Source organism: Pseudomonadota bacterium, from assembly GCA_039028155.1.
GTDB lineage: Bacteria > Pseudomonadota > Alphaproteobacteria > SP197 > SP197 > JANQGO01.
The window spans coordinates 23,519-48,371 of sequence record JBCCIS010000037.1 but is presented as its reverse complement, the minus strand read 5'-3'; the positions used below and the strand labels follow the sequence as shown (position 1 = coordinate 48,371).

The window sequence follows — 24,853 nt, the reverse complement described above, 5'->3', positions numbered from 1 at the left end:
TGCACATGGTACGTGTTCGAGAGGCGGAGCCCCCATAGTCGTGTCGGAGAGAGATTGCCACACTTACAGAACTGCCAACTATCTCTACGTTGGTTTCAAGGTCACATAGCGGCGGCGCGCACTCCCGCCTAGCTGCGTGAATCTACTTTAGCCGCCGATCCATCTGGTGAAGCCGATATCCGACTGGGCGCACCGGTCGTAGATGCCGTGGGTGATGGTCTCGAGTTCGGCGCGTTCCCGGTTGAACGCGTCACACAGCGCACGGTAGCGCGGCCACATCGCTCTGATCTCATCCTTGATGGCCGCCTCATCAACGGTCAGAACGCGGCCGTTCTCGCAGATCACCCGGCCCGCCACCATGGTCATGACGACGGAAGAACCGGTTTCGGCGGTGACAAGCTGACGTTTCAGGTTGTTCAAGGGCACGAACGGCATGCGGTCGAGATCGAGCAGAATGATATCGGCGAGCGCGCCTTCGCGGAGCTGGCCGAGCTCGCCGTGCTTGCGCAGAGCCCTGGCGCCGCCATCCATGATGCAGTTCAGATAGGTTTCCGCCGCGGGCCACTGGTCGTAATCCGGCTGATCGATCCTCTGCAGCATGGTGCCGACCTTGGCGTTGATCCAAAGGTTGTTGCTCTCGTCGACCGAGGCTTCGTCGGTGCCCAGGCAGACAGGCACACCGGCGTCGATCATCTTGCGTAACGACATGACGCCGCTGCCAAGCGCCAGGTTGGAAACGGGGTTGTGGGCGACCATGGCGCCTGCGTTGGCCATGCGCACGATATCGTCGTCGTCGGCCCAAACGGCATGAATAACGACGCTGTTCTCGTTTAGCGCGCCGATGTCGTCGACATACGCGATCAGAGATTGGCCGTGGTCTTCGCGGCCATGCACGTATTGCATCTTGGTCTCTAGAATGTGCATGTCGAAGGCGACGTCGTGCTCTTGGGCGAGCGCGGCCAACGCCTTCATGGTCTCGCGGGTAACGCGCTGCGGCGCCGAACAAGAGACGTGAATGGCGAGCCGGCCGCCATCGTGATTGTGCCATCGGGCAAACGCGCGGTCATACATGGCGACCATGTCAGCGGTTGACTTGCATGACCGCGCATCCATCGCTTTGATCGCGCTCTGCGGCAACATGTCCTGCAGAAACGGCAATGTCGCGTATTCAGGAAGGTTCGGATCGGCAATGCCAACCGATGCCCGTATCCCGGCGTCGGCATAGGCCTGGAGCGTGACATCGATCGTATCGTCGGCTGCCGGCAGGAAAAAGTGCTGGTCGTCGCGCACACTCGTGACACCTAGTTTGATGAGCTCCAGGGCCGACAACATGGTGCGCAGATAACCGGCCCGCTGACCGCTGGCCAAGTCGTCGGACGGTGTCTCGCGCAGCATGTAGACTTCCAGGGGAAAGCCATCGAATGCGCCTTTCATGAACGCACTTGCCGAGTGAAAGTGACCGTTGATCAGGCCGGGCATGGCAAGCAACCCGGTTCCGTCGATGACGCGCTCAGTCGCGCCGGCTTCGGTTCGGACCAAGTCATCACCGATGGCGGCAATCCTGTCACCATCAATCAGGATGTCGCTGGTCTCCAGGAAGCGGTCCTCCTGATCGAGTGTGAGAACCGATGCATTTCGAATGAGGATACTCATGGACAGGTCTTCTCCTCCTGGTGAACGACCAACGGCGTCGATGCCTTTGGGGTCGAGACTGTGATCTTACCGCCAAATCGATGCCGCAGGGTCAACTGAGCAGGCCAACATGGGCGGCAAACACGGGTGTGCAATCCAGGTCTGACAGATCAACGTTCGGGTGGCGCGGATGTAACGAAGGTCAAGAAAACGAAGAAGCTTGATAGGCTCAATCTCAAGGTCATCGGAGAATTGGCCTTGGGAGAAAGTACAGATCATCACGTCGTGGGCTTGCCGTTTGTGACAGAGGAAGGGTTAGCTTCCCGACCGACCTTTGAGCATGACCTGTAGAAACTCCTGCAAGATAGCAGAGTGATGGCGATTGCTTCGAAACACCGCATAAATCGGCATGGTGTAGCGGAATACATCCGGTAGGATCTCACGGATGTCGCCATGACCTGACGTCGCACAATGTACTGGGAGAAAGCCTAAGTACATTCCGCCCTCAACAAGGGCGAGCATTGCCTCGGTCTGATTGACGATACTACCGACGGGAAACGTCTGTTTCAGGCGACGTAATTCATCACTCTCAAAGAACCCCCGGTGCACAAGTTCACTCTTGTAGATTTCCCGTTCGTCCAATTCGTCGCCACGATCAATGGCCTGAGCGACCGGATGTTGGCCGCCGCAAAACAGGCCCGCGATCTCCTCATAAAGATAAGCGTACTGAAGGCCGGAGAAACGTTGATAGTCAGGGACGATCCCGATATGAAAGCGTCCGTCGATGACCCCGCGCTCAACTTCGCTGGGCGTGCCAATCGTCGGATTCACCGTGACATCAGGTGCGATCTCGCGGAACTCCATGATCGCTTTGATCAACGGGTTCCTGTCATCTGAAACCGCGTAGTCAATCACGCCGATTTCGATCTTGCCCATCAGCTTGTCGTTTATGCCGGCGATGTTCTCCTTGAAGTCGTTAGCGGCCGCGACAAACTGCTCAATGTACACAAGGGCCTGACGGCCCTGTTGGGTTAGGCGGAAACCGCTTCGATCACGATGGCAAAGACGCATGCCAAATCGTGTTTCCAGATCAGTGATGTGCTTGGATAGCGTGGAGCGGCCAATTCCCAGTTCAGTCTGTGCTGCCGACAAGCCCCCGCATTCGATCACGGTCTTAAACACGCGAACCAAACGCAGGTCGACGTCACTTATCTGACCCGAAAAGACCTTTCTTCGTCCGGCCATGCCACTTTCCTCCAGGTCGGGCGCGCGGCGGCTATGTTGTCAAGTTATAGAACAGTACTTCGACAGCTTCGGATTTACGTCACAAAGCAGACTACCTAGTACAGGTGAAAGCACGGATCTCCGTCAGTCGCAAGCTTGGCCCGCCATTTCTCATTGCCCTGACGCGACAAACTGGCACTGTAAGCGGCCATCCGAGATGGTGGCCAGTCGGCACGAACTATCTGAGTGGTCGAGCGTCGAGAGCGGCGCCTTTAGATTCAACGAGAACATGGGCGAACCGTGACTAGAAATCGCAAGAAACGCCCTGAGGACCTCCGCAGTAGTGCGTGCTTCAACAACCCCGATGATATCGATCAGGCGGCAACGCTTCTCGAGCACTATCTGAACTACGGACTAACGCAGGAGGAGATGCGGTCCGGCCGGCCGGTGATCGGAATCGCACAGTCCGGTTCGGATCTGGCGCCGTGCAATCGTCACCATCAAACGCTGGCACTTCGACTGAGGGACGGCATTCGGGATGCAGGCGGCATACCCATCGAGTTCCCGATCCACCCGATTCAGGAGACGGGCCGCAGGCCAACCGCAGCTCTAGATCGCAATCTGCAGAGTTTGAGTCTCATCGAGATCCTGCATGGTTACTTCCTGGATGGAGTTGTGCTGACCACCGGGTGTGACAAGACCACGCCGTCGCAGCTGATGGCAGCGGCCAGTGTCGACCTACCGGCGATTGCCCTGTCTACCGGACCTATGCTCAATGGCCGGTACATGGGTCGCTGTGTTGGCTCTGGTACGACCATGTTCGAGGCCAGGAAGCTCTTCGCAAAGGGTGAGATTGACGCTGTCGGCTTCCTTGATATCACGGGCTGTACCGCGCCTTCGGTCGGTCATTGCAACACCATGGGTACGGCCCTGACGATGAACTGCCTTGCGGAAGCGCTTGGTATGTCACTTCCGGATAACGCTTCGGCACCAGCGGCTTATCGGGAACGCCAGCAGATCGCCTATGCAACAGGCCGTCGGATTGTGGACATGGTGTGGGAGGACCTTAAACCCTCCGACTTGATCACGCGTTCTTCCATAGAAAATGCGATTGTCGTCTGTGCCGGCCTTGGCGGGTCCACGAATGCACAGATCCACATCAATGCAATTGCGGCACACGCGGGTATCGATGTGACGATGGAGGACTGGCAGGTGCTCGGCGCCGACGTCCCGCAAATCGTCAACTGCATGCCTGTCGGTGAGTATCTCTCCGAGGATTTTCACCATGCGGGCGGTTGCCAGGCCGTGCTGTACGAGCTCAACGAGGCCGGGTTGCTGAACGGCGACGCGATGACCGCCAACGGGAAATCTGTTGCTGAGAACTGCGCGAACAGAGAAACCCAGGACCGAAACGTGGTTTGGACCGTACAGGAGCCGGTCACCAGGAATGGTGGGTTCACGGTTCTAACGGGCAATCTCTTTCGATCGGGCCTCTTGAAGACCTCTGCGATCAGCGATGACTTTCGCGCCCGCTATCTCTCAAGACCAGATTGTCCCAACGTATGCGAGCTGAACGTGACGGTGTTCGATGGCCCAGAAGACTACCGGGCGAACATCGACAGCCCTGAGCTCGAGATTGATGAGCATTCCATTCTGGTCATCAGAGGTGTCGGTCCGGTTGGTTATCCCGGATCGGCTGAAGTGGTGAATATGCGGCCGCCTGCACGGCTTCTTACGCAGGGCATAAACGAGCTGCCGACAATGGGCGATGGTCGCCAAAGTGGCACCTCCGGAGCACCGTCCATTCTCCATGTCTCACCCGAAGCCGCGGCCGGTGGTGGATTAGCCATTCTTCGGAACGGTGACCGGATTCGACTTGACCTCAACGAGCGCCGTGTCGACTTGCTCATCGATGACGAGGAGATTGCCGAGCGGTTTCGCAACACCAAGTTCGAGTATCCGGTGAACCAGACGTGGTGGCAGCAGGTTTACCGCGAAAACGTGACCGATCTCGACAGGGGAGGCGTGTTCGAAGATATGGTCCAGTACAAACGGATTGGCAAAAAGTTGCCACGCCGCGTCGAGTGAAGTTTAACGTCGATTCAGTACCCTTTCTCGAAGTCGACAATGCCGAGCAATGGTTCACCACGGCGATAGCGCGCGAGGTTGTCGGCGAACACATCGATTATCTGGTCCATCTCGTCTACCGTACCGCCGCCACTGTGCTGGGTTACGATCATGTTCGGCGCGGTCCAGAAGGGATGGGTCTTCGGCAGTGGCTCTTCCTGGGTGACATCGATCACCGCGCCGCCGATTGCTTGTCGATGCAGGGCAGCGGCTAGGGCGGCCTCGTCGACGACGGAACCGCGTCCAAAGTTAACGAAGAGTGCATCGTTCTTGAGCAAGGCCAAGCGGGCCTCGTTGAAGACGCCGATTGTGCCGTCGGTTTCCGGGACCGTACTGACCACAACATCTGCAGCCGCCAGAGCCTTGTCGAGTTGAGCGGGTGTCCACTCGCTGCCAAAGCGGGTGACGTTGCATTGGAATGGCGCCAGCAGCTCTTCCAATCGCCTATTGATGTCGCCATAGCCGAAAAGCACGACGGCTGCCCCTCTCAGGGTTGCCAGCTGCGCACGTATCGCATCGCCCTGCCAATCTGAGTTTTCCCGCAACACGGCAAGTCGATTAACACCGCGGTAAAGAGCCAGTATCCCGGCCAGGATGGATTCCGCGACGGGTTCGGTGAAGAAGTCCGGCAGATTCGTCAGTGTGATGCGATCTTCAAGTGCCGGCCAATCCAGTTCGCAGTACTCGCTGATGCCGACAGAGCACAACTGCAGCCATTCAAGAGACGGCGATCGCGGCACCCAAGAGGCAGGGATGTTCCCAAACACCACCTGACTGGTCATGAATGCGGGGCCCAGATTGTCGGTCTCCTCGAACTGGTCGTGTACGTGGAGAGTGTCGTCACCGATCACGCTTCGTACTCGCTCGATCTGTGTGTGGTCGAAGGCTGAGGAGAACAGAAAAACGTCCATGAATGGATCCTCTGTTGGAGGCACCTAGGGTCAAGGGGCGGGCCAAATGAGCCGTGTTAGCTGAGCGAACAAGGGTCATCTATCTAGGAAGCATCGATGGAGGTCGTTGGCTAAATGTCGAACCATAGTTTGATTTCCTCACCTTTCGATGGCTCGGCATTTCGAGGAACATTTTCACACTGCGGGTACGCACATGGCCTGCGCATGTTGAGGGGCTCGGTTAGCAGTCATGCAAGGGTTTGTGGATCGTGGCGGCCACGAACCAAGCGACCGACGTTTCGGCAGTTACTTGCCGAGCTATTCATGAAGAAGAGGCTTTCGCAAGTCTTAGGCGCAGGAGCGATCTCTGCAGACGTCCAGTGACCTCACCAGTCTGAGGAAAATGCGACGTTGGGCATGTCCAAACGAGCAGCAGGATGACAGCAGCTCAAAGACAAAAGGGGAGTGATAGAATGCTTGGACTAACCAAAAAATGTGTTGCGGCGGCCTCGGTCCTTACTCTGGCCCTGTTCGTTTATCAGGCCGGCGGGCCTGCAGCGAACGCCGATGAACTAGACGACATAATGGATGCGGGCGTCATAAGGATTGGGTTTTTTGAAGATTTCCCGCCGTTCTCTTCCGCTGGCCCAGATCTGCGATCCCACGGTTACGACATTGATGTCATCAACGCCTTGGCTGAAGAATTGGGTGTCGAGGCGGAGCTCGTCGGCATCACCGGCCAGAACCGAATCCCGATGCTTCTGGAACACAAGATCAACATGATGGTCAGCGTTGGTTACAGCGATGAGCGCGCTGAGGTCTTGGCCTTTACTGAGCCCTACGCGCCATATTCGATCGATGTCGTCGGGCCGAAGTCTCTTGAGGTGACGGGGCCGGAAGACCTCGTCGGGAAGTCGCTAGCCGTTAACCGCGGCACGCTTGAGGACACGAGTCTGACGGAGGTCGCCCCCGAGGGTACGGACATTCAGCGTTTCAACGACTACAACGGTGTTATCTCGGCCTTTCTTTCTGGTCAGGTCGACATGATGGTTGTTGGCAATGACGTCGGTGCGGCGGTGCTGGCACAAAAGCCGGACATGGAACCGGAGTCAAAGTTCCAGCTCTTGAATTCGCCGTCAGCGATGGCGATTAACTTGGGCGAGGAACGCCTGTTAGCGCGACTTGAGGCGTTCATCGTACGGATCAAGCAAGATGGTACGCTTGATTCTATTTCTCAGGAGTGGCTGTCAATTCCGTTGCCCGAAAACTTGCAACACTGAGCGACTGAGTGGAGTACCAGTTAGACTTTGGGGCGCTGCTTGAGTACGTCGACTTGTTCGCGGAAGGGGCGGCGGTCACCTTAGGGTTGACCGCCGTTTCTGCTGTAGCTGGAGTCGCCGTCGGGATTTTTGGCGCCGCCGCGTTGTGGAGTGGGCGATCGTGGATGAGGTGGCCGATCGTCACCTACGTCGAGCTGATTCGCAACACGCCGTTCATCGTCCAGATGTTTTTCATTTTTTTCGGGCTGCCGAGCCTGGGCTTGCGTCTCACAGCGCTGCAGGCCGCGGCGCTTGCCATGACCATAAACCTTGGCGCCTATGCCATAGAGATTGTGCGTGCCGGACTAGAGTCAGTTCCAGACGGACAAGGCGAAGCCGGGCGCAGCGTGGGTCTCCACGCGATCCCGATCTTCGTGCTGATTATCCTGCCGCAGGCACTGGTCACGGTCTATCCGGCCCTTGTCAGCCAGATCACGATCACCATGCTTGAGTCGGCCGTGGTCTCACAGATTGCCGTCGTCGATCTTACCCATGTCGGCGACTTCATCCAGTCGCGTAACTTCCGTGCCTTCGAGACTTACGTCGTGATCACGGTTATCTATCTCGTCATGGCACTGCTGATGCGACGCCTTTTGGCGCTCGCCGGTTTCCGGCTCTTCGCAGGACGCGGCCGATGATGGAGTTCACGCTCTGGGACTTCGCGCGCAATCTGCTGCTGGCTGCCCGCTGGACGCTGCTACTCTCCGGCATAGCCTTTGCCGGCGGCGTAACGTTGGGACTGGTTTTGCTGGCGATCCGTGTCAGCAAGTACAAGCGCGTGCACATCGCAATCAAGCTTTATGTCGAGTTATTCCAAAGCACGCCGTTGCTGATGCAGTTGTTTCTCGTGTTCTTCGGCCTTCCGATGCTGGGGTTCGACGTTCCGGCGTGGGTAGCGGCGTCCCTTTGTCTCACGCTGTATGCAAGTGCCTACCTTACCGACATATGGCGCGGCTGCGTCGAAGCAATCCCGCGCGGTCAGTGGGATGCCAGCGCCAGCTTGGGCTTGAGATACTTGGCGCAGTTGCGTTTTGTCATCCTGCCCTTGGCTCTGCGTACCGCCATTCCGCCGACGGTGGGATTTATGGTGCAACTTGTCAAAGGTACCGCGCTTGCCTCGATCATAGGATTCAGTGAGGTAACTAGGACCGCACAGATTCTGACCAACGCGACGTTTCAGCCGTTCATCATATTCGGCATGGCGGCACTGATTTACTTCATCATATGTTTCCCGCTGACGGTCTGGGCGCGCAGAATGGAGCAGCACCTATCAACGGAGCGTTGAGATCGGACGGGAGCCAAGCGAACTTCGGGAAACGAAGCGTTCCAGCTTCGGTGTCTGTGGATCGCCGACGAGTTTCCCACCAGGCCGATTTCAGCACACCGAAACTCGAAGCACACCGATAACTGACGTGGCGGCTTGCGCATAGACTCTAGGAGCCCTGAAGGCCGTTAGGCTGATAGGCGGTTAGTTCGATTTCGACCTTTGCATCGATGGTTAGGCTGGCGCAAATGGTTGCTCTGGCCGGCGGCTTGCTGGTGAAGTACTTCGCGTAGACCGCATTGAACTCGTCAAAATCCGATGGGTTGGCAAGGCAGATGCTGACCTTCACGACATCTTTCAAAGAGCTGCCAGCCTTGCGCAGTATGCCATCTGCCACATCAAGAATTTTCGTCGTTTCGGCGCCGACACCGCCACTGACGATCTCCTGATCGTCACCAAGTGCGACCAACCCGGAGAGATAAATGAAGTCGCCGGCCCGGACGAAGCTGGAGAATGGCATGCCTTCTTCGCCGGGTGCGCCATGTTCGAGCCTGATAGTGCTGCTGCTGTCCGTCACTCTCTGTCTCCAATGCTGATGTTACGGTCACGACTGGATAGCGTCGCTTGGTGATGTGGCATCGTCTGGCCGCCAAGAAGCTTGCATTGCGCAGGCCCGTAGCCATCGCGCCACGCTTCTTTTAATGCGAGGTGCCGAGGCCTGAGGGAATGGCTTCCAGGAAAGGATCTGCAAGCGAGAGGAGCTGCTGCCGACGTAAAGAAGGGAGCGGCTCAAGGGGTGGGCAAACCGTTCTCCAACCAGGGTCCTCCGACAGGTCGGCGATCAACTCCTTGACCGCCTCACTAACCGGAAACTTCAACAGCGTATCTTCCCACAGACCGACCAACGTCGCCTGGGCGGCCTGGGCCGCCGGGCTGTTGCTTTGCCAGCCATCCGCGACATCGCGAAGCAGGTTCGGTATCAGGTTGGCCGTAGCCGTGATAGCACCGGCGCCGCCTGCTTCTAGCAGCGGCCACAGCAAGTGATCGTCTCCGGAATAGACGGCGAGCTCCGAAAAGGAGCTGACAAGTGCCTTCATGTTCTCGAAAGAACCACTGCTGTCCTTGATGCCTGTGATCACCGGCGAAAAGTCGTTCAGCAACCGTTCGATCAAGGATAACGTCAGCGGAACGCCAGTTACGTCTGGAAAGTGATAGAGATAGATCTTGGCGTCGTCCCGGCCTAGAGCGTCAATGACACGCGCATAGAAGGCGAAAATGCCGTCTTCGCTCGGGTTCTTGAAGAAGAACGGCGGGTGGATGAGGACTCCCTGACAGCCCAAATCAAGAGCTTGCCGAGAAAGCCTGACCGTCTCGGCGATCGAACAGCAACCGGTGCCGACCATAACGGTTTCTGGTGGAACGCCAGCACCGACAAAAGCGTCAAGGGCGGCGGATCTTGCGTCAGGCGAGAACGACGCCGACTCGCCGGTCGTGCCGAACAGGACTATGCCATCGCAGCCATTGCCCAGCACCCAGTGCGCGTGATCGACGAGTTTGCGGAGCTGTACATCTCCCGCTGAGTCGACGGGTGTGACGAGTGCGGCACTCAACGTCGGTTTCGAAACGTTCGGATTGCTCGTTGGCACAATCGATCAGCCCATAGTGTTACCTGACATCAGACTACATGGCGCGGCAGTCGTGCTGAAACCTGATAGTTTCGAAGCTTGGTTTCGCTAAATCGAACGAAACACTCTGGCTCGATCCACCTCAACCTGAGAAACCTCCTAACGTGTGTCGTGGACCACCCCTTGCACCACCTGTTGCATGATCCTCCGGTCCGGCGGCTCGCGTAGCGATCATCCAGATGGACCACAGGTCCATCATGATCTAACAATCAAACTGGAGCAGGTGGGGGGTATCTGGTTGGCGCGATCGGCCACGCTTCATGCGCCTATGCCTTCGACGACAGCGAAGGCAGCGGCAGCTCCAGGCTGGATCTGGATCTAACCTATGCTGGCCCCTTGGTGGGTGTCGGATTTCAGTTCTAGGGACTCGCGTTTCGATCGCGACATAGGTTCTGGGCGGACTCAGTGGAGCGGCGGAGTATTCGCACCACCACGACTCTCCATATCACGGGTTGTGGCGCCATCAGATGGCCATTGCTGAGCGATCACGTTCTTGGCGCACCCTAGCCGTTCCCTTCGTATCCAGAGTGCTCGCGTTTTGTGACATGCAAGATTGAGGCAGACCGGCCGCATGCGTGAGTCCATTTGCACTGCCTGCCACCCGACGGACCGCGCGGGCGCGTGGGACGCATCAGGGCCCCATAAGTCTATGTCGTCCGGCATAACTAAGGAGGTGACCGCTGAGAGATTGATGTCTGCTAAACCGATGCTGACTACGGTTGATCGGCAACGGCAGCGTCCGTGTGTGTGCCGGTCCTCCGGCATGGTTGGTCAGAAGGACGCGCGATGGGTCTGCGGAACGTTACGTCGCCAAAATGGGATGCCCTGAAAGCGGAGTTGCAGTCACGAAAAGACGGCGACTTCGACTGGGAAGGAGGCAAGGTTGCGCTCTACAGCTACTGGTTCGATGAAGGTCTCGAGTTTGCCATTCGCGAGGCCTACCAGCTTTACTTCGGCGAAAACGCGCTCGGCAAAAAGGCTTTTCCAAGCGTCGCCGAACTGGAAGACGAGGTCATTGATCATGGTCTGAGGCTGTTTGGTTGCCCGAATGGAGGCGCCGGCATCTTCACAAGCGGCGGCACGGAGAGCATCACCATTGCGGTCAAAGCCGCCCGCAAGTGGGCGCGCGACAACAGACCGGACGTTAACGATCCCGTTATCGTCGCGCCGGAAACGGCGCACCCGTCCTTCAACAAAGCCGCCTACATGCTCGACATGACGGTGACTCGCGTCCCGATGGGCGAGGACTTTCGGGCCGATGTCGCGGCCATGCGTGACGCGCTGACCGCCGACACGGTCATGATCGTCGGGTCGGCGCCGTCCTATTCCCATGGTGTCTTTGACGATATCGCAGGCATCGCGGCGCTCGCCCAGGAGCATCGGCTCTGGTGCCATGTCGACGCTTGTCTTGGTGGCTTTCTCTCGCCTTTTGCCAAGAAGCTGGGTTACGACATTCCACCCTTTGATTTCAGCGTGCCTGGCGTTACGAGCCTATCGGCCGACTTGCACAAATACGGCTACGCTCCCAAAGGGGCGTCACTGTCGCTGTACCGTTCGCAGGTCCTCAAGGATTGCGCCAAGTTCAGTTTCAACGACTGGCCCCGGGGCGCCTACGTAACTTACACGCTCAGCGGATCGCGCCCCGGTGGTGCGGTCGCGGGTGCTTGGGCCGCGCTTAACTATCTGGGCGAAGAAGGCTATGTGGCCGCGACAAAGGTCGTCATGGAGACGCGGGACCGTCTGATCGGTGGCATCGAGGCAATACCGGGTCTAAGGGTTTATCGCCCCTATGACCTGGCTGTCTTCGTCTTCGATTCGTCGGACGACAAGGTCGACATCAACGCCGTGATGGCCTGCATGCGCGAACGCGGGTGGTTTGTCGGCAGCACCGCGAAACCAATGGCCATCCACTACTCGGTCAATCCCGTTCACGCCAAGAGCGTCGACGCCTACCTTACCGACCTCGCCGCGGCGGTCGACGAGGTTCGGGTCTCCGGCCGGACCGTCGCGTTCGACGACGACACCTACTCATAGCGAGGTGGCTAGTTTGGCGAGCTCGTGAGGTGTCCATAGGTATCGAGAAACTCATCGAATCGATCAGCCATATGCCTGACATCATCGCGCGTATGGGCGAAGGAGAGATTGATCGCGCCGCGTCTGGTGATGTAGATCCCGCGGTTCAGCATGAAGAGTTGGTAGAGTTTCCGTAACGCCGCCGTCGTCGCGATCTGCGACGGATTTGTCGGCAGGCTGCTCTGAAAGTGCAGGGATAGTATCGATCCGAAGCAACCGGCACTGAAGGGCAAAGACCTCGCCTTGGCCTTGTCGCTCAACTGCTGACGCAACTCGTCACCCTTGGTGTTGAGCGCCTGCATGCCGGTGTTTGTCGCGACATGCCGGAGGCCGGTGTAACCCGCAATCATCGTCAGCACGTTGTTGTTGAACGTCCCGCCATGCATCAGCGTTTGAGGATGGGTCGGACTCAGCCGGTCGATGATGTCGGCTCTGCCGCCGACCGCACCGAAGTTCAGGCCGCCGCCGAAGAACTTCCCCAACGCCGTGATATCGGCGTCGATGCCCAGGATCGATTGCATGCCGCCGGGTGCGAAACGGGCCGTTTGCACCTCGTCGAAAATCAGCAGGGCGCCGATACGGTCCGCTGTTGCCCGTAATGTCTCGAGAAATGCCGGTTCAGCCATGATGCCGCCGCCGCTTCCCATCATCGGCTCGATAATGATGGCCGCGATCGCACCTTCATGCTTGGCGACCAGGCGATCGACGCTTTCGGTATCGTTATAGGTAGCGAACAGCATTCTGTCGGCTTCAACGTTCAACGGCATGTCCGACGAGAGGTAGTTGCACATGTAGCCGTGGTAGCCACCCTCGAAGGCGAGGATCAGCGGGCGACCAGTCGCAACTGTCGAAAGCCGCATGGCAATCAGATTGGCCTCGGTACCGGACGTGCAGAAACGCACGAGGTCGATCGACGAAAATCTTTCGCAGATCTCTTTGCCCAAGTCGACCTCGTGAACATGTGGCCCGCCATAGTTCATGCCATTCGATAAGGCGTCGCGCAGCGCATCTGTTATGGCCGGATTGGAGTGGCCATAGAGTGCCGCCGTCATGTCGCTGGTGAAATCGACATACTCGTGACCGTCCACATCCTCGACGTGGCTGCCTTCCGTGCGTGCGAGGAAGAGTGGAAACGGATCGAAGTAAAGCGACTGGCGTGAGCTGCCGCCGGGTAGGTAGGCGCCCGCCTCATCGAACACCTGTCGGCTTTTTGGGTTCAAATCGGCATATCGCTTCTCTTCATGGTCGATAGCGTCGTGGATGTCTTCGGGTCGGTTGACGTTCGGCATGTGTGGCGCCTTCAGAGCATTTGCGGGTTGGCGATAGTCGGTTTGTCCCCGGCGCCGGTCGATGAATGAAAGCTATTCGCTCTGTCGAATTCTTATGTGCGTTCTGAAGGATCATGACGCTCGGCGCATACGAATAAGCGCATCTTCATAAGGCGCTCTACCTTGGTGAACCACGGCGGCTTCTGGGATGTTGCCGCCGACGCTGTGCCGGGTTCCGGTAAGTGTTGATCAATGTTCCGCCTTCTGAAGCAAGGTTTGCGTTTTGAACGAGCCGTCGCCGATAGCCCAAGAGGCTTGTGATCTGCTGGTGCACAATGCTCGCCTCTTGACCGTGGACAAGCGCGATAGGGTCGTCCAAGGCGGCGCCTTGGCGGTGCGCGACGGCCTGATCGTCGCCGTCGGCGAGGATGAAACCATAAAACGGCAGTTCGTTGCCCGGACTGCGGTCGACGCCAATGGCGGTGTCGTTCATCCGGGTTTCATCGACGCCCATGTCCACGTATCACAGTACATTGCACGCTCGGTTCGGCCCGCGCTGGCGGCAAGCGCACTAACCCAAGGTCATTGGAAGGAGCATGTCCGGCCTGAGGATGAGCACGCCAGTGCGACACTCGCCGCAATCGACTACCTCAAATGCGGGTACACCGGTTTTATTGATCCCGGCACGATCTTTAACGCGGACGCGGTCGCGCCGGTCGCCGATGAGGTCGGAATCAGGATCTGGTTGACCGACCCTTACGTCGGGGATCGCGGTCGTCAGCTCGGCGAGACCTTGGGACACCTCTCAAGCGCCGGATTTCTCGCTCGCTGGACGGCGGACCTCGACGAGGCGCTGGAACGTATGGGGGCCCAGCTGTTTCGAAACGACCGGCCAGACAGTCTGGTGCGGGCCTTTGTCGGCATCTACGGTGAAGGAACCGAATCCATGGCGTTACATCGTGCCGCCCTGGAGCTTGCGCAGTCGGCCGATGTGCAGTTTCAGATGCACCTTTGCTTTCTGCCGTCTGCCCATCTTGAACGGGAGAAGCAGCTTGGAACGTCACTTTATCAGTACTACGCCGACGAGGGGTTGCTGAATGACAGTGTGACATTCATTCACATGAATGTCGTTCGCCCGGACGAGGTCGCGCTGTTGGCGGAACACGGCGTCTCCGTTGTTTGGTGCCCGTTCGGACAGATGCATATGATCGGCGAGGGGGGTGCCGCGCCGCGAATGGCCGCACTTCAGCGCGCCGGGGTTCCCCTGGGTCTTGGGACGGACATACCCTGGGTCATCAACTTTGACGGGCTCGCCGGCCTGGCAATTGCCGCCTCTTCGACTGTCGGCGACACGATCTCGGCCCAGAACACGCTCAGGGCTTTGACGCAAGGCGGCGCCGCCGCGGTCGGTGCGTCAGGAGCAACAGGTAGTCTGGAGCCTGGAAAACACGCCGACTTTGTCATCCGGCACCCCAGCCCATCCGGCGACTATGGTTTTGATGTAACGCTGGAGAGCACGATCCACGGGTCGCGTGAGACCGTCCGCTCGGTCTATGTCGCCGGCGACCTCGTCTACCACGCCGGGGAACCTGTCAGGGTTGATCGAGACCGTGCCGTCGAGCGTTCGAGAACGGCCGCACGCGGGATTGCGGCCCGTGCGGGAATCACTTAGCCGCGCGCGTTACCGTCCTTCGGCTCGGCTCCTCTGCCCTCCAAGCGTGCGCGCCGGGCCGTGACGCCAAAGCGCCGCTTGAAGGCGAGGCAGAAGTTAGAGGTGTGGTTGTAGCCGACTTCGTAAGCGATCTGCTTCATCGAAAGATCTGTCGCGACAAGCATGTGGACGGCTTTGGTCATGCGCCGTTCTGTCGCGTACTCGTGAATCGTCAGGCCAAAAGTCTCCATGAACTGTTTGGAGAGCGTGGCGGGTGCGATGCCGAGTTCTTCGGCGAGAATGCCGATGCCGATCTTATCGCGGGTGTTCTCGTCCAGAATCACCTTGGCGGCCTTGATCTTCTCACGAATCGACTCGGGACTTTCCGGGCGTTGCTGGTGGTCGTTGAGAATGCTGTCCAGGCCCAACACCAGCAGCTCTTTGGATTTTGCATAGATGTAGTCGCGTAACAGATTTGGATGAATGTTGGGCGCCAGGAGCTGTCCGGCAACGCTTTCCATTTCAGGCGTCAGCGGGCTTTGAAACCAGGTGAACTCCGCGCTCTCGTCCAAGGCGGTGTCAATCGTCCGTGTCAGTGCTGGGAGCTGCTGCTTCACCTCCGATGGCGGATCGTCGCAATCGAAGCCGATCGTGACGCCGGTGTCCCAACCGCCGCGGTCCCAGACGTTCGTTTTTGCAATGCCTGCGGGATGGTGGTACGCGACGAAACACGGCAAGCTCAGTGTGTGACGCGAGGCGCCCGGAATCTCGACCGTTCGACCGCCGCTCAAGTGAAAGACGAAGACCAGTCGGCCGGCGCCGGGCTCGGTCTCCTCGAAGCCTTGCCGAATCTTGACCTGTTTTGTCGTGAGCAAGCAGCTGTCTTCGATGGCGAAACCATCCTCGTAGCCTTCGCCAAGGCCGCTGGGAAGGCAGTATCTGACGGCAGTGTCCAGGCCACTGGGGTGCTGCGGCGCACGCGACAGCGACCGACTAAAACTCAGGCGTTCAAGAGCTTGCATGACCTCACTCGCTACCGCTTGTCAGCACGTCAATGACCGGCGTTCCAGCCGATGCGATCATGCACAAAATGATTGCAGCGCGGTTAAGAAGAATCAAGCTGGGGTGGAGTCACGAACGCCGATCTGCTCAGACAATGAGTGCTGAGAGGCATGCGGACGCAAACACGATGAGGCGGCGCGTGGCGGTCGAACCGGTCATACGAATCTCGCAGACCGCATAACTTTCGCCCTCTTCTAAGCATCTGAAATCACGTGAAGACTCTCATCTGGAGCAAGCGTTGCCGGGACTTCGCGCAGGAGCCCGATAGCACGCTTAACCCTGGTGCGATCAGCCCACAGAACCGTGGAGAAGAGGCGACTGCATGCACAGTGGTTCTGACACAACGCCGTTCGTCAGACTGAGGGGTGTTCACAAACAGTTCGGTGACTTGCGCGTCCTGCGCGGCGTCGATCTTGATGTCGCCCAGGGCGAGGTCGTCGTCCTTATCGGCCGCAGCGGTTCGGGCAAGAGCACGCTCCTGAACTGCGTCGCCTTGCTGGAAGACATCGAGGTTGGATCGATAGAGGTCGACGACACGGTGATCAGCACCGGCCCCGATCAGGCGGGTTCGTTGGCGCCGAAGCCGGTGCGCCAGGCGATCTCGTGCGAAGTCGGCATGGTATTTCAAAGCTTCAATTTGTTTCCCCACCTGACGGTTTTGCGGAACATCACCCTGGCGCCGAAGCGGGTTCGCGGCATGGCGACCCGCGAGGCCAAAGACCTCGCGATAAGTCTCTTGGAGAGAATTGGCCTGCGGGACAAGGCGGACGAATACCCCGTCAACCTCTCGGGCGGCCAGCAGCAGCGTGTTGCCATAGCGCGCGCCCTTGCGATGAACCCGAAGGTCATGCTGTTCGACGAGGTGACGTCGGCGCTTGACCCGGAACTTGTCGGCGAGGTGCTCAAGGTCATGCGTCAGCTCGCCGAGGACGGCATGACGATGCTGGTCGTGACCCATGAGATGCGTTTCGCGCGCGACGTCGCCGACCGGGTGATCTTCATGGACGATGGCGTCATTGTCGAGGACAGCCCGCCCGACACCATGTTCACCAACCCAACGACCGAGCAGGCGTCGCGTTTCTTGCATGTCCTGATGGATGCCGAGACTGCCGCATGATCGACGGTTTTATCAACATCGCCTCGGACATCCCCTACATCGCTATCGGTGCGTGGATCACGCTGACTCTGACGGTCGTCGCCATGTCGGTGGGCGTGGTGATGGGGTTGATCCTTGTCTTCGCGCGATTGTCCAGGTTGCCGGTGCTCAGTCAGGTTGCCATTGGATGGATCGACTTTTTTCTGCTGACCCCGCCACTGGTCCACATCATCTGGGCCTATTACGTCCTGCCCATCGTAACCGGCTGGCGGCTGGACGGCATCACGGTTTGCGCGATCGCGTTGTCGGCAAGCGTCGGCGCCCACATGGCGGAGGTCTTTCGCGGCGGCCTGCAGGCGATTGCCAAGACGCAGCACCGCGCCGCCGACGTCCTTGGGCTTTCGACCTTCGATAAGTACCGCTTTGTCATCCTGCCGCAGACGCTGCGTGTCATCCTGGCGCCGTCGACCAACGTCCTCGTCTCGCTGCTTAAAGACACCAGCCTGGCGGCGGTCATTGGGCTGGGCGAGATCCTGCATCGCGCTGAAGTGACAGCGTCGTCGAACTTCCTGTTCCTGGAGATCCTGACATTCGTGGCGGTCCTTTACGCCAGTCTGAACTATCCGCTCATCCTCCTTGCACGACGTCTGGAGGTACGGTCCCGCATGGGATTCGCGAGCGTTTAGCGTCCTCGATATGAGCATCCAAAAAAGGAGAGACTAATGAAAACGAGAAACGTGTTGGGTAGGCTAGTGGGCAACGTTTGCCGTGTTCTTGGTGCCGGCTTTGTGGCCATCGGCTTGACAGTTGGATTGGATGTCCGCGTGGCCGATGCACAGGAGACCCTCGCCGAAATCATGGATCGGGGCACGATACGCATGGTCGGCGTCTCGTTCCCGCCTTACATCGTTGCTGCGGCGGACGGGACCTATTCCGGGATCGATTACGACATCGTCAAAGGTTATGCCGAAAGCATCGGTGTGGAGATCGAGATGATCCCGGGCACCTGGGGCAACGCCATCGCCGGCATTCAATCCGGCAAGTGGGATGTCGCGCCGGTTTTCTGCTGGAAACCCGAACGAACGGAAGTCGTGACGTTCCTTGAGTCGCACTATCAAGGTGGCGGTGTCGTGGCGGTTCTGGCCGATGAAGGGCCGTTCACGCTTGAAGAGCTCAACAGTCCCGATGTCACGTTTGTGTTTCCCGCGGGCACCTGGAAGGAAACCCACGTTGCCGAATACTTCCCCGATGCCGAGACAAAGAAGATCACAAGCGGATCGACCGCGCAGGTGACGCTTGAGATCCTCAGTGGACGCGGAACGGCAACCGTCCTTGACGCGCCGATCGACATCACAAAGGTCGAGTCCGCCTATCCCGGCCAGTTCACGTTCCTGCCGTCAAAGACGGAACGGTTGGAAGACACGACCTGCGTCGGGTCTCTGATCGTCGATAGAAACGCCTACCATCTGGCGGCCAGTTTCAACGACTACGTTAAGGAGTTGAAAGCCGAAGGCGCGATCGACGAACTCTATAACATCCATATTCAGCCCGTTCTTGAGGGTAAGATCTAAGCGGCGGCTGCCGGATCATGGGCTTCGACTTCAGCTCGGTCATCGACTATTGGCCCGAGCTTCTCGATGGCGCCATCGCGACCGTCCAGATTGTGGTGCTGGCGGTCCTGCTGGGGTTTGCCTTAGGCATGGTGTTGGCCGTCGCCCATTGGTCCGGCGACCGAACGATACGCACGATCATCCAGGTTTATGTCGAGGTGTTTCGAACCACCCCGGCCTTGTTGCAATTGATGTATGTCTATCTGGTCTTGCCGGAAGTGGCCGGGATCAACCTTGGACCGATCACCACGGCCTGGGTCACCTTGGGTCTGAATACGGCGGCATTCTTCAGCGAGATCTTGAGAGCGGGTCTTCAAAGCGTTGACAAGACTCAGTCAAATGCCGCCGTCGTGCTGCGCCTAAGCAAGGCCGACACGTTCCGCTTTGTCATCTTTCCACAACTGATGCGCAACATCTTCCCGCCGACCGTGGCTTTGTTCATTACCGTGATCAAGTACTCGTCACTGGCCGCCGGCATTGGCGCGTTGGAACTGACCCGTGTCGGCCAGCTGGTCGCTGTCGAGAGCCTGCGGCTTGTTGAGATCCTGACGATTGTCGCGGTCATCTACTTCGTCATGGCGTATCCGCTGGCCATATTGGCGCGCACCTATGAGGTTAGGCTGCGGCGTGGGATGTATTGATGCGCTACGATGTCGGCGCTGCGTGACCTAGAGATGCGCCAGAAACTGGGCCACGAAATCGAACCCAACACGCTGCTTGTAGGCATCCATGAGGCGGGCGGTAATAGGGCCTGGAGAGAGTTCGAACTGTCGGCCGTTAAAGCTCCTGAGCGGGCACATACAAAGGCTGGTGGCGGAAAAGAAAGCCTCATCCGCGGTCGCCGCATCGAACAGTGTGATGGGCTCCTCCGCGCATTCCACACCAACATCGACACACAGTTCGATGACGAGACGGCGACTGACTCCCGGCAGCACGCTCTCGCGTGGCGGTGTGACAACCCTGCCGTCTCGCACAAAGAAGATATTGCATCCAGCGCCTTCGCAGACGTAACCCTTGTGGTCGAGTAGGACGGCCCAGGCATGAGGCGCGATGGCCGCGACCTCGCGCGCGCCGATCAGCATGTTCAGGTAGTTCGACGTCTTAGCGTTAGGGCTCAGCGCGTCCGGTGCGAAGCGGCGCTGGCTCGAGATGACCGCATCGATGCCGTCCCGAAACATCGGCGCTCTCGCTTTGAACGGGATCGGCTTGCACTCGATGATGAACGTCGGACCCGACTGAAGCGGAGCCTCTCCTTCGATGGTTTGAACGCCGCTAGAGACTCGTTGGCACACCCAGTAGTCCATGTCGGGGCCAAGCAGAGCTTTGTTCTTCTCGGCGATCTCTTTCGTCACGTCGACAATGGTCTGGCGGTCGTAGGGGACGTCGATCATGACGTATTTCAGCGAAGCGAACAGGCGATCGACGTGGTCATCGACCAGATGCGGGATGCCATTGAACGTCCTTGCCGTGTCATAGACGGAGTCACCGTAGATGAACCCCAGATCCCGGAAGGGGATACGGACGTCCGCCTCGGGCATCGTCTCGCCATTGTACCAAGCAACACGCGTGGCGGTCATGTGTCGGATCCTTCCAGAGTCGCTTTGCCTCATCGAATGCTAGAGCCACGGCCGGACAAGACCAGTCTTTGGGCGTTATTCAATCTGCGCTTCGTTTATGGAGGCTGGCGCCCCGTTGTCGCCCGTAAGGTAGGCGCGGGGCGGTCTCGCGGGTCGGTGTGTCTTGGTCGAGAGATCCGCTGCCAACATACCCAATTTCCCATAATCAAGCCAAGGGAATCCATAAGCTCCGTCTGTTTCTAAACCCCCGACATTCCCCAGAATACGGACGCCGGTAGCGAACAGAGGGATGGCGTTATGGCGCTGGCTGTCGATGTTGCGACGGAGCTCCAGAAGATCCGGTTTGACGACCTGCCGCCGGACGTGGTCGGCAAGATCAAGCTTCTGATCCTGGATCATCTGGGGTGCATGATCTCCGGTGGCGCCACCGACCATGCGAGGACGCTGCGAAAGGTCCTGACGAAGGGCGATGACGGTGGTGACGTATCGGTATTCGGTACCGAAACCAGAATGACGGCCGCCAACGCGGCACACGCCAACGCCCACGCGGCCAGTGCCTTCAGCCTGGACGATTCCTATGTCAGGTTTGGCCATCCTGGCGCATCGATCATCCCGGCCGCGATCGCCGTTGCCGAAGAACGCGACGCGTCGGGGACCGACTTGCTCACCGCGATTGTTGCCGGGTACGAAATGTCATTGCGTCTGGGCGCCGCCATCGTGGCAACGGAACCCCGCGACCAGCAAGTCAAAGGGCTGGCTTGCTGGCAGATCTTCGGCGCCGCGGCGGCGCTTGCGAAGCTTCATGGTTTCTCGGCCATGCAAACCGCCGATGTCTTTGGTTTGGCTGCCATCCATGCGCCGGTTCCGTTCATCCGCAAGTTTCACAGCAAACCGATGAACCGGCTTAAGAACAACTACGGATGGGCGAACAGAGGCGCCATTACGGCGGCCGCATTCGTCGAGGCGGGGTTTCACGGGAACAAGGAGATCTTTGACGGCGACAGCGGATTCTGGGTCATGGCGGGGTCGGACCGGTTCGACCCCGACGCCATGACCAATGAGCTGGGCGAGCGGTTCATGGTGCAAGATGTCGGGTTCAAACCCTATGGCGTGTGCCGGTGGATCCACACTGCTATTGACTGCACCCGCGAACTGATGAAGTCATTGGGGCTGAACAAGGACAATCTCGACGTACTGCATGTGGAGACGGTCGAAGAGTTCGTCCGGGATTTCGGCGGCGCCTGGCCGCAATCGACCCTGGAAGCCATCTTTCACATCCCCTATGCGCTGGCGTTGGAGTTGCACGGCAAGTCATCGTCGCTCGGTCTTCGCGACGAAGACCTCAATGATGCCGACCTCAAGCGGACAGGCCAGAAGGTTACCTTGGCCGTGCTCGAGGGCGCCGCTGAAGCGTTCTATGCGGACGCCAGGTTGCCGGTCCGGCTCACGGCAAGGCGTCGCGACGGGACGAGTAGGGCAGTCACGGCTGAATGGCCAACGGGTCAACCGAAGGGACCGCCGTTTGGCAGAGACGAGGTCGTCGGCAAGTTTTTTGCTCTGGCGTTGCCGGTAGTTGGAAAGGACCGGGCTGAAGCCTTGATTGCCGCCGTCGACGTCTTGGACGAAACGAACGTCAGGCAAACGTTTCAGCGCTAGTTTTTTGCAGCGCCCGAGATATCGGTGCCAGCATCCATTGCTTACTGCATCAGCCGTTCGGCAAGTTTGTCCCTTTGGCGAATGGCCGTTGCGAGGATCTCGTCTTGATCTCTGGTTGTCAGGCGGCCTTCCGCCATGACCACCCTGCCGTCGATCAGAACCGTATCGACGGGTATCATCGCTGAGGACAGCGACAGCAGAATGCCCGACGTATCCTCCCACGATGTCTGGGTGATATCGCGGCGCTCTCTGATCACGATGTCGGCACGCTTGCCGGGCGTCAGACTGCCGAGCCTGTCGCCCATGCCGATGTTGTTGGCCGCGGCGATCGTCTGCATGTGGAAGGGGTCTGCGCTATCCAGCCGCTCGCCGATGTTCGCGGACAGGTAGAGGCTGATCAGACCCGATATGCCAATCGGATGGGCGAGCGTCGTATCGACACCGAGCGAGACGCTCAAGCCCTGTCGATGCAGGCTTGGGAACCAGCATCGATGCGGCGGGGTGACCCCATGGTTAAGGCCGTTGTTGGGACACCAAACGAGGCCTGGTCTTGTCGCAAGCAGGATGTCGACATCCTCCTCGCTCAGGTAGTTCATGTGGGCCAGTGTCGTGTTGGTATCCAACGCGCCCAGCCTGTTTAGCCGCACGGCGCCAGTATCGCCACGCGCCTTCTTTTCCGCTTCGGCGAACACCGGCAAGAACGACTGGTGCTGATAGTAAACAACGCCGTTGTCGCGGGCCAATTTGACGGCTTCCTTGGTGAGGTCGTCGGTCGCCGTTCCTTCGCCATAAAGGCAGACATAGCCTCTGACCAAACCATCGTCGGCCATGTTACGTTTGAGTTCTTTGTTGAGTTGATCAAGCGTTCTGTCGGCGTCGGCGGGCGCTCTATCGACGAGCTGCTCCGGCATCATGCCGGGCCAGCGCTTAAGCATGGCCGCAATGTCGTCCCAACCGAATGGGGCGGAGACCAGGCCGCGCATGCCGCAGTCTTGAAGCGTCTCGGCAAACGCATCGGTTTCAAAGACGGTGCCTGCCTCCATGAACATCGTGAAACCGCGCTGAAGCAGTGAACAGGCGGCCGCAGCCGTGTAGGCGGCGGTGATCTTTTCGTTGGTGCTGCACTTCAACTGCGAATAGTTGAGCTTGCTGTCCGCGGGGTCCGTTGGGGCAAACGGAGCGCCATGGTAGGCGATGCCTGTCGCATGGAGATGTGTGTCGATAAAACCCGGGTGAACCAGTGCCAGGCACGCATCAATTCGGCTGGCCGCCTCGAACGCCGGGAGAATATCTTTCTCGTCCCCGACAGCCTCGATCACGCCATCCTTAATGGCGATCGCGCCCGGACAAAAATGAGGGTTGCTCTTATCCGCCGTAAAGACGTCGCCGTTGACGATGATGATATCGGCCAGGCTCTTTCTTTTCACCAAGACATCCTCACATGTATTCGCTGCAATCTTGTCGGTCTTCGAGAGTGGCGTTCGGACGCTTGCGTTCCCCAGAAACCCCGCCTGCTCGCGGCTGGTCAAGTGACCGAGGGACGCTTCGCCGGAAGACAATGCCAAGCATCGCCCGTGATGTTAGCGGATGCCGGCAAGCAATCAGCCACGAGGCCTTATGCGATCGCGGCGAGTTCTTTGTGAAGCTGTGGTCCGCAGTCACGCTTGGCCATCGCCAAACGTCCTACCAATGATGTGGGTTCAGTGGCTTATCGGCGAAGAGGCGGCAAGGTCCTGCTGTGTCCGAACGCTATTCGGCGTCATCCCGTACTTCTTCTTGAACGCGGTACAGAAGTTCGAGACGTGGTTGTAACCGACTTCATAGGCGATCTGCTTCAAGTGCAGGTCGCTGAACGAAAGCAGGTCATAGGCCTTGGCCATCCGTACATCGACGATGTATTCGTAGATTGTCGTCCCGAAACGTTCGCGAAACTTCTTCGATAGGTGGGACTCGGAAATCGACAGATGCGCGCAGACCTCCTTGACGGAAATCTGCTCCAATCCGTGTTCGTCAATATAGGCTTTTGCCATGCCGACCTTATCGGCGGCACGCCTGCGGGGTAGGCCGCTGCCTTGGTCTATCAGAGCTTTATCGACTGCCAGGCACAAGAGCTCCTGGGCCTTCAACGAGATATAGCTCTGGATGAGGCTGTCGTGGATATCCGGCGCAAAAAGCTTGCGTGCGATCGTCTGCATCTCCAGGTTCAATGGCCGCGCGACCCAAAAACAGTCCTCTTCCTGCGTGACCTGTTGAAGCCGCTCGGCGATCGACCGAAAGCCCGATTCCACGGCTCTGGGAGGACGATCGACATCGAAGCTGACGGCGACGCTCGCATAGTGGCCGCCATCCTGCCACGCCAATACCTGCGGCCGGCTGTTCGGCTGAAAGTAAGCGAGGAGGGTCGGCGTGCACATGTCGAGCTCGCCGACACCCGGGAGCTCGGGACGTCGTTGGCCATCAAGATGAAAATGGAACACCAGTCTACCTAGTCGAATGTCGTGCAATCTTCTCCACTGTCTCAATTGGACTTGCTTGACGGTCAGAAGACATGAGCTCTCGAAAAGAAACCTGTCTTCATAGCCTTCGCCGTACCTCTCAGGGGTCGGGAAGCGGACAGCCCCTTCGAAGCCGTACGGGTGATGAACCGCTGTGCTATACGGTCTCCCACCGTCCAATATCGGTTGGATAAGAGGGTCCATTGGCGTTGTTTGGGTATCCA

21 protein-coding genes are annotated in these 24,853 nt (G+C 58.6%); 11 read left to right on the top strand and 10 right to left on the bottom strand.

Features of this window, described 5'->3' with window-relative positions; genetic code table 11:
* Positions 1 to 147: 147 nt before the first annotated feature.
* Positions 148 to 1,653 carry an amidohydrolase family protein gene (locus AAF563_17865; protein ID MEM7123152.1) on the bottom strand — a complete coding sequence of 502 codons (1,506 nt, stop codon included), beginning with the start codon at positions 1,651 to 1,653 and terminating at the stop codon, positions 148 to 150.
* 294 nt (positions 1,654 to 1,947) lie between these two features.
* Complete coding sequence (locus AAF563_17860; protein ID MEM7123151.1) at positions 1,948 to 2,877, bottom strand: LysR family transcriptional regulator; 930 nt, start codon at positions 2,875 to 2,877, stop codon at positions 1,948 to 1,950.
* 279 nt (positions 2,878 to 3,156) lie between these two features.
* Between AAF563_17860 and AAF563_17855 the strand changes: the two genes are divergently transcribed.
* On the top strand, positions 3,157 to 4,944 hold the full coding sequence (locus AAF563_17855; GenBank protein ID MEM7123150.1) for an IlvD/Edd family dehydratase: 1,788 nt from the start codon (positions 3,157 to 3,159) through the stop codon (positions 4,942 to 4,944).
* Between the two features lie 14 nt (positions 4,945 to 4,958).
* Here AAF563_17855 and AAF563_17850 read toward each other — a convergent pair whose 3' ends face one another.
* Positions 4,959 to 5,894: a D-2-hydroxyacid dehydrogenase gene (locus AAF563_17850; GenBank protein ID MEM7123149.1), complete on the bottom strand. Its 936-nt coding sequence runs from the start codon at positions 5,892 to 5,894 to the stop codon at positions 4,959 to 4,961.
* 452 nt (positions 5,895 to 6,346) lie between these two features.
* Here AAF563_17850 and AAF563_17845 point away from each other — a divergent pair, with 452 nt between their 5' ends.
* The 3 genes from AAF563_17845 to AAF563_17835 are packed head-to-tail and all read left to right on the top strand — an operon-like array spanning position 6,347 to position 8,477.
* Positions 6,347 to 7,153, top strand: coding sequence for a transporter substrate-binding domain-containing protein (locus AAF563_17845; GenBank protein ID MEM7123148.1), 807 nt, complete (start codon positions 6,347 to 6,349; stop codon positions 7,151 to 7,153).
* Between the two features lie 8 nt (positions 7,154 to 7,161).
* Entirely contained in the window at positions 7,162 to 7,830 is a 669-nt protein-coding gene (locus AAF563_17840; protein MEM7123147.1) for an amino acid ABC transporter permease, read from the top strand.
* The gene (locus AAF563_17835) at positions 7,827 to 8,477 is read left to right on the top strand and encodes an amino acid ABC transporter permease (protein MEM7123146.1); all 651 of its coding nucleotides are present in this window, start codon (positions 7,827 to 7,829) and stop codon (positions 8,475 to 8,477) included. The genes AAF563_17840 and AAF563_17835 overlap by 4 nt, the downstream gene beginning before the upstream one ends.
* Before the next feature lie 148 nt (positions 8,478 to 8,625).
* Here AAF563_17835 and AAF563_17830 read toward each other — a convergent pair whose 3' ends face one another.
* Both AAF563_17830 and AAF563_17825 read right to left on the bottom strand, forming a co-directional pair.
* Complete coding sequence (locus AAF563_17830; protein MEM7123145.1) at positions 8,626 to 9,033, bottom strand: RidA family protein; 408 nt, start codon at positions 9,031 to 9,033, stop codon at positions 8,626 to 8,628.
* A gap of 121 nt (positions 9,034 to 9,154) precedes the next feature.
* The gene (locus tag AAF563_17825; protein ID MEM7123144.1) at positions 9,155 to 10,066 is read right to left on the bottom strand and encodes a dihydrodipicolinate synthase family protein; all 912 of its coding nucleotides are present in this window, start codon (positions 10,064 to 10,066) and stop codon (positions 9,155 to 9,157) included.
* Positions 10,067 to 10,978: 912 nt separating this feature from the next.
* Between AAF563_17825 and AAF563_17820 the strand changes: the two genes are divergently transcribed.
* A complete protein-coding gene (locus AAF563_17820; GenBank protein ID MEM7123143.1) occupies positions 10,979 to 12,175 on the top strand; it encodes an aminotransferase class V-fold PLP-dependent enzyme in 1,197 nt (398 codons plus the stop codon).
* Between the two features lie 8 nt (positions 12,176 to 12,183).
* Here the strand turns inward: AAF563_17820 and AAF563_17815 are convergent, their stop codons facing one another.
* The gene (locus tag AAF563_17815) at positions 12,184 to 13,503 is read right to left on the bottom strand and encodes an aminotransferase class III-fold pyridoxal phosphate-dependent enzyme (GenBank protein ID MEM7123142.1); all 1,320 of its coding nucleotides are present in this window, start codon (positions 13,501 to 13,503) and stop codon (positions 12,184 to 12,186) included.
* 307 nt (positions 13,504 to 13,810) lie between these two features.
* Here AAF563_17815 and AAF563_17810 point away from each other — a divergent pair, with 307 nt between their 5' ends.
* On the top strand, positions 13,811 to 15,154 hold the full coding sequence (locus tag AAF563_17810; protein MEM7123141.1) for an amidohydrolase family protein: 1,344 nt from the start codon (positions 13,811 to 13,813) through the stop codon (positions 15,152 to 15,154).
* On the opposite strand, the gene AAF563_17805 is transcribed toward AAF563_17810, so the two are convergent.
* Complete coding sequence (locus AAF563_17805) at positions 15,151 to 16,155, bottom strand: AraC family transcriptional regulator (protein MEM7123140.1); 1,005 nt, start codon at positions 16,153 to 16,155, stop codon at positions 15,151 to 15,153. The two genes, AAF563_17810 and AAF563_17805, sit on opposite strands and share 4 nt — an antisense overlap.
* A gap of 362 nt (positions 16,156 to 16,517) precedes the next feature.
* Between AAF563_17805 and AAF563_17800 the strand changes: the two genes are divergently transcribed.
* The 4 genes from AAF563_17800 (at position 16,518) to AAF563_17785 (ending at position 19,542) form a co-directional block, all read left to right on the top strand.
* Positions 16,518 to 17,312 carry an amino acid ABC transporter ATP-binding protein gene (locus AAF563_17800; GenBank protein ID MEM7123139.1) on the top strand — a complete coding sequence of 265 codons (795 nt, stop codon included), beginning with the start codon at positions 16,518 to 16,520 and terminating at the stop codon, positions 17,310 to 17,312.
* The gene (locus AAF563_17795; GenBank protein MEM7123138.1) at positions 17,309 to 17,977 is read left to right on the top strand and encodes an amino acid ABC transporter permease; all 669 of its coding nucleotides are present in this window, start codon (positions 17,309 to 17,311) and stop codon (positions 17,975 to 17,977) included. Before AAF563_17800 ends, AAF563_17795 begins: the two co-directional genes overlap by 4 nt.
* 138 nt (positions 17,978 to 18,115) lie before the next feature.
* On the top strand, positions 18,116 to 18,862 hold the full coding sequence (locus AAF563_17790; protein MEM7123137.1) for a transporter substrate-binding domain-containing protein: 747 nt from the start codon (positions 18,116 to 18,118) through the stop codon (positions 18,860 to 18,862).
* Between the two features lie 17 nt (positions 18,863 to 18,879).
* On the top strand, positions 18,880 to 19,542 hold the full coding sequence (locus AAF563_17785) for an amino acid ABC transporter permease (GenBank protein MEM7123136.1): 663 nt from the start codon (positions 18,880 to 18,882) through the stop codon (positions 19,540 to 19,542).
* 27 nt (positions 19,543 to 19,569) lie between these two features.
* Here the strand turns inward: AAF563_17785 and AAF563_17780 are convergent, their stop codons facing one another.
* Positions 19,570 to 20,478: an aminotransferase class IV gene (locus AAF563_17780; protein MEM7123135.1), complete on the bottom strand. Its 909-nt coding sequence runs from the start codon at positions 20,476 to 20,478 to the stop codon at positions 19,570 to 19,572.
* Between the two features lie 297 nt (positions 20,479 to 20,775).
* On the opposite strand from AAF563_17780, the gene AAF563_17775 reads away from it, so the two are divergent.
* Complete coding sequence (locus AAF563_17775; GenBank protein ID MEM7123134.1) at positions 20,776 to 22,134, top strand: MmgE/PrpD family protein; 1,359 nt, start codon at positions 20,776 to 20,778, stop codon at positions 22,132 to 22,134.
* A 41-nt stretch (positions 22,135 to 22,175) separates the two neighbouring features.
* Here the strand turns inward: AAF563_17775 and AAF563_17770 are convergent, their stop codons facing one another.
* Both AAF563_17770 and AAF563_17765 read right to left on the bottom strand, forming a co-directional pair.
* Positions 22,176 to 23,561: an amidohydrolase family protein gene (locus AAF563_17770; protein MEM7123133.1), complete on the bottom strand. Its 1,386-nt coding sequence runs from the start codon at positions 23,559 to 23,561 to the stop codon at positions 22,176 to 22,178.
* Positions 23,562 to 23,834: 273 nt separating this feature from the next.
* Positions 23,835 to 24,548 (bottom strand): AraC family transcriptional regulator, encoded by a 714-nt coding sequence (locus AAF563_17765; protein MEM7123132.1) that lies wholly within the window; start codon positions 24,546 to 24,548, stop codon positions 23,835 to 23,837.
* Positions 24,549 to 24,853 lie beyond the last annotated feature (305 nt).